The organism is Halalkalibacter oceani (assembly GCF_040544555.1).
GTDB classification, from domain to species: Bacteria; Bacillota; Bacilli; order Bacillales; family Bacillaceae_D; genus Halalkalibacter; species Halalkalibacter oceani.
Window position 1 is genome coordinate 59,054 of record NZ_JBEPKD010000009.1, and the last position, 14,792, is coordinate 73,845.

Genomic DNA, 14,792 nt, shown 5'->3' on the forward strand with positions numbered 1-14,792 from the left:
AATTCTTTTCTCCATTACATGAATGTAACAAACGACACCAGTCTCCCCATTCATTGCCGCCCTCCTAAAGAAAAAAGAAGACAAACTCTATGAGTCCGCCTTCTAAGGTAACGTCCGTTTCTCCACTACACCTATTGATCCTTCTTCTTTTTTTCCTCCCAAAGCCGCAACCGTTCTTCATGACTGACCTCTTTATGGACTTGATGCAGCATCCATATATAGCCAAAAGAGTCCATAAAGATCGCGTTCGATACCCCGTAGTCCGGAAGCTCCGTCACCGGTTGCACCTCTGTGCAGCCTAGCTCCATCGCCTTGTCGTACGTTTCTTTAATATCCGGCACCGATACATTGATCCAGCTCGTTTTTGGATCTTCAGCCGTTGGGGCGACCAAATGAAACTCAGGATTTTCATCTAACAGATGAAAACGAACGCCGTATAACGTAAAGACCGCCTCATTTTCACCACGGGGCAAATCGGAAACCTCCACCCGCTCAATCTCAAATATCGTTTCGTATAGCTCCAGAGCCTTTAAGCTATCCTTCACAACCATATCAATTTCTACTCCAACCATAACGCTCACTCCTTTCAGACGTATTCTTCCCTTGTCATTTTCCCAATTTCTTGACTAAAGTATACCAAATTCAGGGCGGGATAAGACGGTAAGAAGTTAATCCTTCACTTATAAATACTCTAAAAGAGAGGTAGCGATCGAAAAGTAGATTGATAAACTGAGGATATCACCAATCGCCGTCACAAATGGACCCGAAGCTAACGCAGGATCAAGTTTCAGTTTATTAATAAGTAAAGGCATAACAGCTCCCACGACACATACGACACTTAATGAGGCCATAATTGAGCCACCAACAATTAGCCCCAATAACCACGAACTTTGCAGGAAAGGAATAAGAGAGATCACAATGGCGATCACCAATCCACATAAAAAACCAACAATAATCCCGATAAAAAATTGACGTTGTATTAACTTTCGTACACTTTTTTTATCAATTGTTCCTACAGCTAAGCCTCGGACTACTACGGCTAAAGACTGTGTTCCAATATTTCCAGCCTACCCCATGACCATCGGGATAAAAACAGCAAGCATCACCACTGCTTCCAGCGACCACCTAGAATAATTGCAGTCGCTGACTATTGGAATTACAATTTTTATGGTGGAGTCACTCAAGTTCCTGCAACATCTGTTACTAATGGTTCAAATTATAACCAAGGAAGAATAAGATATGATCATGATCAATCAGTAGATGAAGGATATCATAACTGTAAAGTAGCCGGGCATGAAATTGGACACATTCTTGGACTCAATCATTTTAAAAATAGCCCTGCACACGCAGAAATCACTGGATGAAGAGTTTGTCTACTTCCAACGTCGACTGATATTACGCACTTAAGAGTAAAATGGGGGTATTAAAGTGAAAAAGAGTTTATTCGTTTCGTTGTCCTTGATTTTTATTGCCACTTCCAGTTACGTAGTTGCAGACAATGTCATCGTTAAAGAAGTAAGAAATCAAGCTGAACATGTTTTGTTTGAAAGTGCCGAAGAAATTACGAACCATTCAGACCTTGTTATTGAAGCAGTAGCAACAGATAAATCAGAAAATATTATTATGAATGAGTATGGCTTTAGAGATGGTCGAACAAACACAGAGGTATTGATAACAAATATTATAAAAGATGATCATGCGGTTCTAAAGGAAAATCAAACTCTTAAAGTTACAGAACCATACTATCGAATAGATAACGGAATTCAACCTGGAGAAACCATTTATTTCTACGATGACTATACACCTCTACAAGCAGGAGCTGAATATATATTATTTTTAAAATATAGGGAAGGCTCTAAAAGTTATTGGATCAATTCACTAAACCAAGGTAAATTTAACATTGATGAAAAAGATGAAATGGAAGAAGAATTAAATATAAATAACGAACAATATTCTGAATTGAAAGTAGACGTATTGGAAACCTATGACGATAACTGAAATAGAATATAATCCGAAATAGACGAAGCTGCTGAAAAATACGATTTTCACTTTCAGCAGCTTTTTAGTAATGGGCCTTAAAGCCTTGCTACGAGTAGGTACTTCGAAGCAAGGCGCGCAACGCATCGTCAAAAACATCTCCCATTCCTCTCAATTCCCTCGAAAAACATTCACTCGCTGAACTTCAGGAGGGACATCCCAACGTGCTCCAGCGAATGTTTTTGAGGCATACAAAAGACCCCGGTTATCCAAAAACGATAACCGGAGTCTTTTGATGTTTTTATTAAATTGTTTAGTTCCAGCCTCAATCATTCATTATCCAATAGAGCCTTCCATCTCGAACTTAATCAAACGGTTCATTTCGACGGCGTATTCCATTGGAAGTTCTTTTGTGAATGGCTCGATGAAGCCCATGACGATCATTTCTGTTGCTTCCTGCTCAGAAATACCGCGGCTCATCAAGTAGAACAATTGGTCTTCCGATACTTTTGAAACGGTTGCTTCGTGCTCTAGTGTGATGTTGTTATTTAAAATTTCGTTGTATGGGATTGTATCTGATGTTGATTCGTTATCCATAATCAACGTATCACATTCGATCTTTGACTTCGACCCATCCGAACGGCGGCCGAAGTGGCAGATTCCACGGTAGGTGACTTTCCCGCCATGCTTAGAAATCGACTTCGATACAATCGTTGAAGAACAATTTGGAGCAAGGTGACTCACCTTCGCGCCGGCATCCTGGTGCTGCCCTTTACCGGCAATCGCGATTGAAAGCACTGTTCCTTTCGCTCCTTCGCCACGCATGATAACAGCAGGATACTTCATTGTCAGCTTCGAGCCGATGTTACCGTCAACCCATTCCATTGTTGCGCCGGCATCCGCAACGGCACGCTTTGTTACGAGGTTGTAAATGTTCGGCGCCCAGTTTTGGATTGTCGTATAACGGCAGTACGCATTTTTCTTAACGATGATTTCAACGACCGCACTGTGCAAGGAGTTCGTTGAATAAACCGGTGCTGTACAGCCTTCCACATAGTGGACAGAGCTTTCTTCGTCGGCGATAATCAACGTCCGCTCAAATTGACCCATGTTTTCTGAGTTAATCCGGAAATACGCTTGTAATGGCGTATCCGACTTTACTCCTTTTGGCACATAAATGAATGAGCCGCCGGACCAAACCGCTGAATTCAATGCGGCAAACTTGTTGTCGGATGGCGGAATTGTTTTACCGAAGTGCTCTCTGAAAATTTCCTCATGCTCTTTAAGAGCGGTATCTGTATCAGTAAACAGAATACCTTGTTCAGACAATTCTTCCTTCATGTTGTGATAAACAACTTCTGATTCGTATTGCGCTGAAACACCGGCTAAATACTTCTGCTCCGCTTCTGGAATACCGAGCTTATCGAACGTATTTTTAATTTCTTCCGGCACTTCATCCCATGATTTCTCGGACTTCTCTGATGGCTTTACATAGTAAGTGATGTCATCAAAGTTTAATTCCGATAAGTCGCCACCCCATTGAGGCATCGGCATGCTGTAAAACAATTCTAATGATTTTAAGCGGAAATCAAGCATCCACTGCGGTTCTTCCTTCATCCGTGAAATTTCTTCCACGATTTCACGTGTCAACCCGCGCTTCGAACGGAAAATCGATACGTCACGGTCTGAGAACCCATATTGATATTCCCCGATTTCAGGCATTTTTTTCGCCATTTGAAACCCTCCTTGTAATTATCTTTACCAAAACCTATGAATCATGATGATCATGAAGTCCTTTTTCCATCGCTTTCCATGCCAAAGTCGCACATTTAATCCGAGCCGGAAACTTCGCTACTCCTTGCAGCGCTTCAATATCGCCTAAATCGAAGCGATCTTCATCATAATCCTTCCCAAGCATCATATCTGAAAAGATCGAGGACATTTCCAACGCCTCTTCCGGCTTTAGCCCCTTCACCGCCTGCGTCATCATCGACGCAGAAGCGAGGCTAATGGAACAGCCTTCCCCAACAAACTTGGCTCCCGCTATTTTCCCGTCCTCCACTTTCATTTGCAACTGAATCCGATCCCCGCATGTCGGGTTATTCATGTTCACAGTCAGTGTCTCACCTTCAAATTCACCGCGGTTACGTGGATTTTTGTAATGATCCATGATGACCTGTCTGTACAGTGTATCAAGGTTATTAGAAGACATCACCAAAGTACTCCTTTGTTTTTACTAAGCCCGCCACAAGCGCATCAACATCTTCTTTTGTGTTGTACAAATAGAAGCTCGCCCGCGCAGTTGCTGTGACGTCAAGCCATTTCATCAATGGTTGCGCGCAATGGTGACCGGCTCTGACCGCGATTCCTTCACTATCCAAAACGGTTGCGACATCATGCGGATGCACGTCACTTATGTTAAATGTGACAAGACCCGCCCGCTTTTTCGGATGATGAGGGCCGTAAATCGTAATCCCTTCCACCTCTGCAAGCTTCTCCATTGCGTAATCCGCCAGCTCTGTCTCGTGCTTCTCGATTTCATCCCGGCCGACTTGCTCCAGAAAGTCGATTGCTGCGCCAAGACCGATCGCCCCGGCAATAATCGGGGTGCCGCCTTCAAATTTCCACGGAAGCTCTTTCCACGTCGACTCCTGTAAGCCGACAAAATCGATCATTTCACCGCCAAATTCAATCGGCTCCATCTTTTCAAGCAGCTCTTTCTTTCCGTATAAGACGCCGATTCCGGTAGGCCCGCACATTTTATGAGCGGAAAGAGCAAAGAAATCACAATTAAGCTCCTGAACGTTGACTTTCATATGAGGCGTACTCTGTGCGCCATCAACAACCATGATCGCCCCGGCACGGTGAGCAATCTCGCCGATTTCTTTCACCGGATTGATCGTACCAAGCACGTTGGAAACGTGCACGACAGAGACAATCTTCGTCTTGTCTGTGACCGTTTCTTCCACATCAGCCAGATCAACCGTTCCGTCAGGCTGAAGCGGAATATACTTTAACGTTGCTCCAGTTAAGCGTGCCACCTGCTGCCACGGGATGATGTTACTGTGATGCTCCATCGGCGTAATCACAATCTCATCTCCGGCTTTCAGGTTGTCACGGGCATAACTCGAGGCGACGAGATTCAACGCAGTCGTCGTACCGCGGGTGAAGACGATCTCTTCTCTTTGCTTGGCACCGATAAATGCCCGCACTTTGTCTCGAGCTCCTTCATAGCCGTCGGTCGCCAATGTTCCGAGCGTATGCACCCCGCGATGAACATTCGAATTATAGCGGCGATAATAATCCTCAATCGCCTCAATCACGGCTACCGGCTTCTGCGAAGTAGCGGCACTATCCAAATAGACAAGCTGATTTCCGTTGACTTGCTGATCTAAAATGGGGAAATGCTGCTTAATCTCTTTTTCATTCATTAGCGCACTTTCCTTTCGATAGCCTCGCGCAAACTCTCCTTCACAGATTCAATTGGAAGCTGATTCACGACAGGGGCCAGGAACCCGTGAATGACGAGACGTTCTGCTTCCTTCCGAGAAATTCCGCGGCTCATTAAATAGAACATCTGAAGTGGATCCACTTGCCCGACTGAAGCAGCATGTCCAGCAGTAACGTCATCCTCGTCAATTAATAAAATCGGGTTGGCGTCTCCACGCGCTTTCTCACTGAGCATCAGTACTCGTTCTGTCTGTACGCCGTTTGACTTTGTCGCCCCGTGCTCAATTTTGGAAATACCGTTGAAAATCGAAGACGCTTCGCCATTCATGACACCATGCTTAAGGATGTGACCTTCTGAATGCTTGCCGTGGTGAAAAATTTGCGTCGTGAAATTCTGCTTCTGCGTGCCGCGTCCGATGGAGACGGTTTTTGTATCAGCCCACGAGCCGTCACCAATGAGATGCGTTGTATTTTCTGATATTGTATCGCCATCATTCATTTGACCAAGCGCCCAATCCACACGGCCATCGCGTTCAACATGAGCACGACGGACTACATATGTCGTCACCCCGGCTGAAAGCGTATCAACGGCTCCGAAAGCCACCTTCGCCCCAGCGGCGGCATAAACTTCTGCCACAAGGTTTGCTGAACCTGCGCCATCCGTCAAGGACGTGTAGTTCTCGACATAGGTAACGGAGCTGTTTTCTTCGGCTACGACAATCACATGATTGTAGAGCCCTGTTTCTACCGTATCAATAGTGAATACTGCCTGTAAAGGTACTTCCACCTGAACGTTGCGCGGCACATAGAGGAAAACGCCTCCGTTTACTAAAGCGGCATGCTCGGCAAGCAGACGGTTCTCATTCAGCTTGACCGCTTCGCCGAAGTATGGCTTCACTTTGTCTCCGTGCTCGGCAAGCGCCGTCTGCAAGTCAGTAAAGATCACGCCCTTTGACTGCAAATCAGCCGACAACTGCTGATACACCGTTTCTGCATCCTGTTGCACGAGGAGGTTATCTCCTGAATGCTTTTCACCAATCAGTAGCTGGATCTCCGACGCTAATGCCTCAACAGCGTCCAGTTTTGCTTTTTTGGCCACTTCCGTATTAGGAAGAGTGAAATTCCATTTATCTATTTTTGTTTTGTCCGGCTTTGGAAGCTCCGCCGTTTTCATCTGCTCCAAGCCGTTTAACCGGATCGCGCGGAACCATTCCGGCTCCTTGCGTGCATCCGAGAATGCCTGAACCCGCTCCTTCGCGAACAAAGTGTTCGTCTCGACTGTCATACATACCACCCTTTACTATTGTTTCTGCTGTTTTCTTTTTCTTTAAAAGTTCTTACGCTTCCTGATTGACACGTTCATCTTCAATACCAAGCTCTTCTTTGATCCAGTCATACCCTTCAGCTTCAAGACGAGTTGCAAGCTCTGAGCCGCCGGACTTGACAATGCGACCCTGCATCATGACGTGTACTTTATCAGGTGTAATATAGTTAAGGAGGCGTTGATAGTGTGTAATAATCAGACAGCCGAATTCTGAACCGCGCATCGCGTTAACGCCTTGAGAAACGACTTTAAGAGCGTCAATATCCAAACCTGAATCAATCTCATCAAGAATCGCAATTTTCGGCTCAAGCATTAATAGTTGAAGAATTTCATTACGCTTCTTCTCTCCGCCTGAGAAACCTTCATTTAAATAGCGATGTGAGAATGATTCATCAATTTCAAGCAAGCCCATCTTCTCGTCAAGCTGGCGAATAAATTTCATTAAAGAAATTTCGTCACCTTCTTCACGCTTTGAGTTAATCGCAGAGCGTAAAAAGTCTGCATTTGTAATCCCGCTAATTTCGCTTGGATATTGCATTGCTAAAAACAATCCGGCCTTTGCCCGTTCGTCAACTTCCATTTCAAGTACATCCTCGCCGTCCATTGTAATAGAGCCGGATGTAATCTCATACTTCGGATGACCCATAATCGCTGACGCCAAAGTTGATTTACCAGTTCCATTCGGCCCCATGATAGCGTGAATTTCTCCACCTTTTATCTCAAGGTTAAATCCCTTCAAAATTTCCGTACCTTCAACTGCTACATGTAAATCTTCAATCTTTAAAAATGGTGCAGACATACCAATGACCTCCAATGTATTTTCCTTCATCTACCCTTAGATAGGATGAATCTTTTTTTGTGTTATTCTCAATCTATTCTCATTCTAATCTTATAACAAATCCATTATAAGTTCAAGGCAAGTGAATGATTCTACCTTACATTCCCTGTCGTCATTTTGCAACTAAGACAGCGGGCAAATCTGACAAGCTCTCATGTAAAAAACTGAGCAGCCGGCGCACCACTCAGTTTTCCCTTGTTATGCTGTTAGGTGGTTTCCACTTTCTGATCCATTACTGAATCTGTTTATCTTTACCCGAAAGGTCACGAATCGTCTCCTGCACGAGCGTCACCGCCTGGCTTAAGGCCGCTCCTCCGCCAAAGGCAGCCGTCACGCCAACAGCCTCAAGAATTTCTTCCTCTTCACAGCCTTGATCGAGACAGCCTTTTGTATGGTAAATAATGCAGTACTCATCCTGAGAAAAAATACTGATGCCGAGCGCGATCAGCTGTTTTTCCTTTTGGGAAAGCTTCCCCTTGGCAAAACAGGCCTCAGTGAAAGCATTGTATTTCTTGGCGATTTGCGGCATTTTTTCGGTAAAAAAACCGATTCCTTCTTTATAATCCTGTAGCGCCATTTCGATTGGACTGTTCTCCTGTTGCTGCTCCATCCTTTTCAGCCTCCTTTAGTAATGGCCTTATTATTTGTAAATTGCCCTTAAATATTCGCCAGGACTGATCGATGCTGGATGGTTAAAACAAATTGATGATAAACTCCCTTATTAGTCGGCCCGACCATTGCCGAATACATCATCGCTCCAAAGATGACCGGATAAAGAGGGAAAGTACATGGACACTCCAGCCGCAAAAGCTAAATTAAAGAAAGGGAGTGTGGCAAAAAGGGAACACCTTTTTCTCCACACTCCCACTTTCTTCTTATTTAATTGTTATTGTGAAATCGGAATAACGGCTCCGTTATACGTCTCTAAAATAAACTGTTCGATTTCCTCGGATTGGAGAACTTCCAGCAGCTTTAACACTTCTGGACGTTCTTCATCCTCAGCCCGGACAACAATTAAGTTCGGTTGAAGGACGTCTTCCCCTTCAAACGCGATTCCGTACTGTTCAATGTCGATGCCGCCTTCCAGCGCGTAATTCGTATTAATCGCCACGGCATCTCCTTCGCCGCTTTCAAAGGATGGCGCGAGCATTCTTGCTTCAACCTGAGTTTCACCGAAACGGAGATTTTTCGGGTTGGAGACAATGTTATCGACTGTGGCAAGCTCGCCTTCCGCTACATCCAGCTCAATCAAGCCGGCACGTTCAAAAATCGGCAAAATCCGGCCATGGTCGCTGATTGAATCACTCATAATAATGTTCGCGCCCTCTGGAAGCTCATCGAGGCTGCTGTACTCCTGTGAATAAATCCCGATCGGTTCTGCGTGTACTTCTCCGATACTAACAAAATCATAATCATTTTCTTCGATCTGCATTTCTAAATAACCCGGCGTCTGAAAATAGTTTGCATCAATATCGCCGTCACGCAACGCGTGGTTCGGCAAAATATAATCCTGGAAAGGCACAATTTCGAGCTCAATTCCTTCTTCTGCTAATAAAGGCTTCGCCGCTTCAAGAATTTCAGCATGTGGCACAGCTGATGCCCCCACGCTTAATGTAACAGCTTCCTCCTGCGCCTCACCTGCTTCATCCGCTCCCGTATCAGGTGCTTCTTCATCGGTGCCCCCGCACGCCGCCAAGGACAGGGCCAATGTCGCTGCTCCAATCAAGTGTAAAAACTTTTTCATGTTTGTTTCCCCCTTCGTTATCGTTTGTCTGTTTTATTGGTAAAATAGTCGCCGATCCATTGAATAATAAAGACAATGATCACGATGACTATTGTTGCCACGAATGTAATCTGACTGTTGGAACGCTGGAATCCTTCCAAAAAGGCAAAATGCCCAAGACCGCCGGCGCCGATCACTCCGGCCATCGCCGTATAACTGACGAGCGCGATCGCCGTCACGGTAATGCCGGATAGTAACGCCGGCAACGCTTCCGGAATCAAGACCTTGCGGATAATCGTCCAGTTGCTCGCACCCATTGCCTTGGAGGCTTCAATGACCCCTTTATCGATTTCACGGAGAGCAATTTCCACCATCCGCGCGTAAAAAGGAGCCGCTCCAATAATTAAAGCCGGCAGGGCGGCGTTCGCGCCAAGCATCGAACCGACAAGGGCACGCGTAAACGGGATCAGTAAAATAATCAAAATAATAAATGGAATAGAGCGAAAAACATTAACAAATAAACTGAACAGCTGGTTGATAAACCTGTTTTCCCACAGGTTCCCTTTACTTGTTAAATACAAAATCAAGCCGAGAATAAGACCGAGGAAGAATGTTGCCGCTACGGAGATGCCGGTCATATAAACTGTTTCCACTGTCGCATTCCACAATCCGTCCCATTTCACTTCATTCAACATGCGAAATCACCTCCACCTCAACCTGCTTACTGCGGATAAAGGCAATCGCCGCTTCGATTTGTTCGGGTTTTCCATCAAGAGCAATAAACAACGTTCCATAAGAGCCCGCCTGGATTTTCGTTATTTTCCCTTGAACAATATTGACGTCGATATCAAATTGACGGATCAGCTGGCTAATAAGCGGCCGCTCTGTTTCTTCTCCGACAAATGTCAGTTGGACAACTTTCCCTTCAGGAGATTCAGCCAGCATATGCGAAATCGCGTCGGCTGTTTCCTCCGGCTCGGTTATTTGCTTGACAAACTCCTTTGTCATCGCCTCTTTTGGCTTTCTAAACACTTCGCGTACCGGCCCTTGCTCAACGACCTTGCCCGCTTCCATTACGGCGACCTGATGACAGATTTTCCGGATGACATGCATTTCATGCGTAATCAAGATAATCGTCAATCCAAGCTTTTCATTAATGTCGACGAGTAAGTCGAGAATCGCGTCCGTTGTTTTCGGATCTAAAGCGGATGTCGCTTCATCGCATAGAAGAACCTTCGGATTATTCGCCAGGGCCCTGGCGATCCCGACCCGCTGCTTTTGACCGCCACTAAGCTGTGAAGGATAGCTTTCTTCTCTGCCGGCCAGACCGACAAGTTTAATTAATTCATCAACGCGCCGATCACGCTCTGGTTTCTTTACTCCGGCGATTTCAAGCGGGAATGCGATGTTTTCGCGCACGGTACGGGACCAAAGCAAATTAAAATGCTGAAAGATCATCCCGATTTCCTGTCGCGCTTTCCGCAACTCTTTCTCATGTAACTGCGAAAGGTTGCGCCCGGCTACCGTGACTTCCCCTTGAGTCGGCCGTTCCAGCATATTCACCATTCTGATCAATGTACTTTTCCCAGCGCCGCTATAACCGATAACGCCAAAGATCTCGCCTTCGTTTATCTGTAAATCAATCCCGTCCACCGCACGGACCGGACCATCCTTCGTCTGAAATACTTTGTAAATATCGCGCAACGTAATCATCAAATCACACCTTTCCGATCACTTAACTTTCTTTTTGCACAGTACTTGTTTCCTGGATGTCAGAACGTTTCTCATAAGAAAAACCCTCCTGTGCATCAGCAAATGAACAGAAAGGTTGCGAACACGAGCCTCTCTCTCATCTTTCAAAGCATTCCGCTTTGCAGGATTTAGCACCATTGGTATGGTTGCCGGGTTTCACAGGGCCAGTCCCTCCACCGCTCTCGATAAGAGCTAAATTATACTTACTTTTAGCATGAAGAAATAATAGCACGAGGAAAAAATACTTGTCAATCTTTTTGCCTTTTCCAATGTTAAAGGAAGATATGGAAGATATTTTCTGAAAAATAGAACTATTTAAGAGGAGGAGAGATCATGGTAAGAAGGCGCCAGTGTGCCAGGGGAAATACTTAGTGGATAGCGATGCCTTACTGCTGGCAGTGGCTTCGTTCTGCGCAAAGTCTGTACCGAAGAAAAACGCTTCGGTACAGACTTTTAAACATAAGGCGCAGACTTCGCTTACTGCTTGGGGTTGTATCAAAAGGAAAACCATCTTTTGATACAGCTCTTTAACACCAGCCTTCTTCGCAGCTGTCGACATAGGAGGTGATTTGTTCGGGTTTTTCTTGCTCATAGCGGTAAATTTTGTCCTGTTCAAATTCATAGCCCTGGAACATGTCATGCTGCAGGCCTTGACTCGTTTCCGACACTTTCCCAATTTGGGTGTCACCAATGTAAAGATTCAGCGTCCCCGCTTCGTATTTCCCTTTTACTTGTCCTGTTACATCGACACGGACAAATCCCATGTTCATAACCTCCTTATCAGAAGTTACTGTTATGGTGCCCTTTCATCGTTTTACGATGCCGTCGCACGAGAAAAAAGAGCTGGGGCAACAGGTAACATCAACCTGCTTATCCCAGCTCCATTAGCTTTCTTTTAGTCCTCTGAAATCATTTCCTTGTATTGCTCCGCTGTCATCAGCTTGTCAATTTCTGAAGAATCGCTTGGCTCGACAACGATCATCCACGCTTTTTCATAAGGGGATTCATTGACAAATTCAGGAGAATCATCAAGCTCTTCATTCACTTCAACAACCTTGCCGCTTATAGGAGCATAAAGCTCAGAAACCGTTTTGACCGATTCTACGCTGCCAAAAGGCTCGTCCGCTTCGATGTCGTCCCCGACTTCCGGAAGCTCGACAAACACGATGTCGCCAAGCTCGGATTGAGCGAAGTCCGTAATCCCGATACGAACTTTATCTCCTTCAACTTTTACCCACTCATGCTCTTCAGAATACTTTAACTCATTTGGTAAATTGCTCATAAAAAATCCCTCCATCATGATCCACTGTTTTTTCTAATTATACCTACTTTTTCAATAAAACAAAATGAATTATTGCCAAACCTGTTCAAATTGCTCTTCCTTAAATCCAACGGTTACGTTCTCTCCGTCGGTTGTGAGCGGGCGCTTGATCAGCATCCCGTCAGAGGCCAGAAGTTCCAGAGCCTCATCCTCTGACATTCCCGCAAGCTTGTCCTTTAAACCTAATTCGCGATACTTTTGCCCGCTTGTGTTAAAGAACTTCTTTAATTCCAATCCACTCTTCTTCCACATTGTTTCCAGTTCATTTTTTGTCGGCGGATGATCGACAATATGTATGTCTTTCACGGCAATCCCATGCTCGTCCAGCCATTTTTTGGCTTTTCGGCAAGTCCCACATTTTGGATAGTGGTAGAAGCTAATCGTCATCATACCCCTCCTTTCCATACGCCTGCTTTCATTATTGCCGATCTGCTTTTTTTGTACAATGATTTTGCCTATCATTTTCTTTCAATCTTATGACAACTCTTTTTCGCCACATCCTCATTGTCCCACTTTCCTGCTATTTCATACTTTGGAACTGTCTTTAAAAAAAACTGAAGGGGGAGCGGGAAGGTTGATTTGTCACCTTTTGCCCAGCCCCACCCTCTATTCAAATCTCCTAGCTGATATAGCCGCTCTCCTCGAGAACCGCAGCGGCAATCAGCCGTTTTTTCTTTACAACATCAATCGCTTCGTGCCGTGTCAGCTTGCGCAAAATACCGAGCAGCATCCGCCGCTGATCGCCCTCCTCCATCATAATCAGAGATTCCTTTGCGTTGGTCTCAATCCGCTGAAACGCTTCCTGGCAGAAGATTTGCGTCATGATCAGCTTCCGGTCCCCTTTGTCGTTCGCCCCGCTTCGTGCCTTTTCCGTCCGTAAAATAGCTGACTCCATCTGATAAATATCATTGACAATATCGGCGATATTGGCAAGCAGCTCCTGCTCCTGCTGCAATGCTTCGCCGTACGTTTGAACGCCCAGACCCGCAACAAAAAGAAAGATCTTCTTCGCCATCGAAAGCAGCTGCTTTTCCTGTTCGAGCGGCCCTGACCCGACCTCGGCCGGAAGCAGCTGAACAAGCTCCTCTTGCAGCGCGCCTGCTTTTTCCAAAAGGGGAAGCTCGCCTTTCATCGCTTTGCGCAGCAATGTGCCGGGGACGAGCAGCCGGTTGATTTCATTCGTCCCTTCAAAAATCCGGTTAATTCGTGAATCACGATACATCCGTTCCACTTCATATTCCGCCATATACCCATAGCCGCCATGGATTTGCACCGCCTCATCGACAACAAAATCAAGCAGCTCAGAGCCGGCAATTTTATTCAGTGAGCACTCAATCGCATATTCGGCGATCGCTCCTGCGACAGCGCGCCCGCTTTTCTGCTCCTCCTCTGTTAAGCTGCCGAAGCGTTGCTCGATTAACCCCCCGGTCCGATAGACCGCGCTTTCTGTCGCGTATGTCGCGACCGCCATTTCCGCCAGCTTCTCCTGAATTAAGCGAAATCGGCCGATCGGCGTGTTGAATTGCTTTCGCTCGTTTGCATAGCCTGCCGCCAGCTCAATCGCCCGTTTGGCGCTGCCTACACAGCCGACTCCAAGCTTAAATCGTCCAATGTTCAAAATGTTGAAGGCGATCAGATGACCTTTCCCCGCTTCTCCAAGCAAATTCTCCTTCGGCACCTGGGCATTTTCCAAAATAACAGTCCGAGTCGAAGAGCCTTTAATGCCCATCTTCTTCTCTTCTACCCCTGTCTTCACCCCTTCGAAATCCCGCTCAACGATAAAGGCGGAGAATGCCTTGCCATCGATTTGCGCATAAACGATAAAAAGATCCGCAAAAGCTGAATTGGTAATCCATTGCTTTTCCCCGTTTACTACATAATGTGTCCCCGCTTCATTCAACACCGCCGTCGTTTTCGCACTGAGCGCATCCGATCCCGAGCTCGGTTCAGTTAATGCGTAAGCGGCAATCCGTTCTCCTGTCGCCAAGGAAGGGAGATACTTTTTCTTTTGCTGTTCATTTCCGAAAAAGACAATCGGCAAAGAGCCGATGCCGACATGCGCGCCATGGCTTAAGGCAAAGGAGCCTCCACGCGCCAGTTTTTCGGCGATCAAGGTCGAGCTGATTTTATCAAGCCCGAGGCCGCCATATTCCTCAGGAATGTCAGCGCCGAGCAGGCCAAGCTCGCCTGCCTGTTTCAGGAGCTGAATGGTATGCGAGAATTCATGCTGCTCAATCTTATCGAGCAGCGGTACGACTTCATTGACGGTAAAATCAGCCGTCAGCTTGGCGATCATTTTTTGTTCATCAGTGAAATCCTCCGGAGTGAAACTATCTGCTGCCGCATCCTCAATTAAAAAGCTGCCGCCTTTCACGGTCCGATCCGACGTTTGCCCCATCGTTTTCTC

17 protein-coding genes and 1 riboswitch are annotated in these 14,792 nt (G+C 45.9%); of the genes, 2 read left to right on the forward strand and 15 right to left on the reverse strand.

From position 1 onward, the window contains the following. Positions 1-131: 131 nt before the first annotated feature. Positions 132-572: a VOC family protein gene (locus ABMB67_RS11765; protein ID WP_354572176.1), complete on the reverse strand. Its 441-nt coding sequence runs from the start codon at positions 570-572 to the stop codon at positions 132-134. 108 nt (positions 573-680) lie between these two features. Next, positions 681-1,058, reverse strand: coding sequence for a magnesium transporter (locus ABMB67_RS11770; RefSeq protein WP_354572246.1), 378 nt, complete (start codon positions 1,056-1,058; stop codon positions 681-683). A gap of 75 nt (positions 1,059-1,133) precedes the next feature. Here ABMB67_RS11770 and ABMB67_RS11775 point away from each other — a divergent pair, with 75 nt between their 5' ends. Further along, entirely contained in the window at positions 1,134-1,364 is a 231-nt protein-coding gene (locus ABMB67_RS11775; protein WP_354572247.1) for a matrixin family metalloprotease, read from the forward strand. Positions 1,365-1,428: 64 nt separating this feature from the next. Further along, positions 1,429-1,998 (forward strand): hypothetical protein, encoded by a 570-nt coding sequence (locus ABMB67_RS11780; RefSeq protein WP_354572177.1) that lies wholly within the window; start codon positions 1,429-1,431, stop codon positions 1,996-1,998. A 315-nt stretch (positions 1,999-2,313) separates the two neighbouring features. Here ABMB67_RS11780 and sufB read toward each other — a convergent pair whose 3' ends face one another. The 13 genes from sufB to ABMB67_RS11845 form a co-directional block, all read right to left on the reverse strand. Then, positions 2,314-3,711 carry a Fe-S cluster assembly protein SufB gene (gene sufB, locus ABMB67_RS11785; RefSeq protein ID WP_251222816.1) on the reverse strand — a complete coding sequence of 466 codons (1,398 nt, stop codon included), beginning with the start codon at positions 3,709-3,711 and terminating at the stop codon, positions 2,314-2,316. 34 nt (positions 3,712-3,745) lie between these two features. Further along, positions 3,746-4,189, reverse strand: a complete 444-nt coding sequence (gene sufU / locus ABMB67_RS11790) for a Fe-S cluster assembly sulfur transfer protein SufU (RefSeq protein ID WP_354572178.1) — start codon at positions 4,187-4,189, stop codon at positions 3,746-3,748. Continuing rightward, positions 4,179-5,408: a cysteine desulfurase gene (locus ABMB67_RS11795; protein ID WP_251222814.1), complete on the reverse strand. Its 1,230-nt coding sequence runs from the start codon at positions 5,406-5,408 to the stop codon at positions 4,179-4,181. Before ABMB67_RS11795 ends, sufU begins: the two co-directional genes overlap by 11 nt. Continuing rightward, positions 5,408-6,712 carry a Fe-S cluster assembly protein SufD gene (gene sufD / locus ABMB67_RS11800; protein ID WP_251222813.1) on the reverse strand — a complete coding sequence of 435 codons (1,305 nt, stop codon included), beginning with the start codon at positions 6,710-6,712 and terminating at the stop codon, positions 5,408-5,410. Before sufD ends, ABMB67_RS11795 begins: the two co-directional genes overlap by 1 nt. A gap of 52 nt (positions 6,713-6,764) precedes the next feature. Further along, entirely contained in the window at positions 6,765-7,550 is a 786-nt protein-coding gene (gene sufC / locus ABMB67_RS11805) for a Fe-S cluster assembly ATPase SufC (protein ID WP_251193221.1), read from the reverse strand. A 271-nt stretch (positions 7,551-7,821) separates the two neighbouring features. Further along, a complete protein-coding gene (locus ABMB67_RS11810) occupies positions 7,822-8,199 on the reverse strand; it encodes a carboxymuconolactone decarboxylase family protein (protein WP_251222812.1) in 378 nt (125 codons plus the stop codon). A 276-nt stretch (positions 8,200-8,475) separates the two neighbouring features. Next, positions 8,476-9,333 carry a MetQ/NlpA family ABC transporter substrate-binding protein gene (locus ABMB67_RS11815; protein ID WP_354572179.1) on the reverse strand — a complete coding sequence of 286 codons (858 nt, stop codon included), beginning with the start codon at positions 9,331-9,333 and terminating at the stop codon, positions 8,476-8,478. A 17-nt stretch (positions 9,334-9,350) separates the two neighbouring features. Next, positions 9,351-10,007 carry a methionine ABC transporter permease gene (locus ABMB67_RS11820; RefSeq protein WP_251222810.1) on the reverse strand — a complete coding sequence of 219 codons (657 nt, stop codon included), beginning with the start codon at positions 10,005-10,007 and terminating at the stop codon, positions 9,351-9,353. Next, positions 9,997-11,025, reverse strand: a complete 1,029-nt coding sequence (locus tag ABMB67_RS11825; protein ID WP_354572180.1) for a methionine ABC transporter ATP-binding protein — start codon at positions 11,023-11,025, stop codon at positions 9,997-9,999. Before ABMB67_RS11825 ends, ABMB67_RS11820 begins: the two co-directional genes overlap by 11 nt. A 133-nt stretch (positions 11,026-11,158) precedes the next feature. Next, positions 11,159-11,256: riboswitch (SAM riboswitch) on the reverse strand. Between the two features lie 335 nt (positions 11,257-11,591). Beyond that, a complete protein-coding gene (locus tag ABMB67_RS11830; protein WP_251222808.1) occupies positions 11,592-11,828 on the reverse strand; it encodes a YusG family protein in 237 nt (78 codons plus the stop codon). 131 nt (positions 11,829-11,959) lie between these two features. After that, positions 11,960-12,346: a glycine cleavage system protein GcvH gene (gene gcvH / locus ABMB67_RS11835; protein ID WP_251223280.1), complete on the reverse strand. Its 387-nt coding sequence runs from the start codon at positions 12,344-12,346 to the stop codon at positions 11,960-11,962. 69 nt (positions 12,347-12,415) lie between these two features. After that, the gene (locus ABMB67_RS11840; RefSeq protein ID WP_251223281.1) at positions 12,416-12,772 is read right to left on the reverse strand and encodes an arsenate reductase family protein; all 357 of its coding nucleotides are present in this window, start codon (positions 12,770-12,772) and stop codon (positions 12,416-12,418) included. Positions 12,773-13,004: 232 nt separating this feature from the next. Further along, the gene (locus ABMB67_RS11845; protein WP_354572181.1) at positions 13,005-14,783 is read right to left on the reverse strand and encodes an acyl-CoA dehydrogenase FadE; all 1,779 of its coding nucleotides are present in this window, start codon (positions 14,781-14,783) and stop codon (positions 13,005-13,007) included. Positions 14,784-14,792 lie beyond the last annotated feature (9 nt).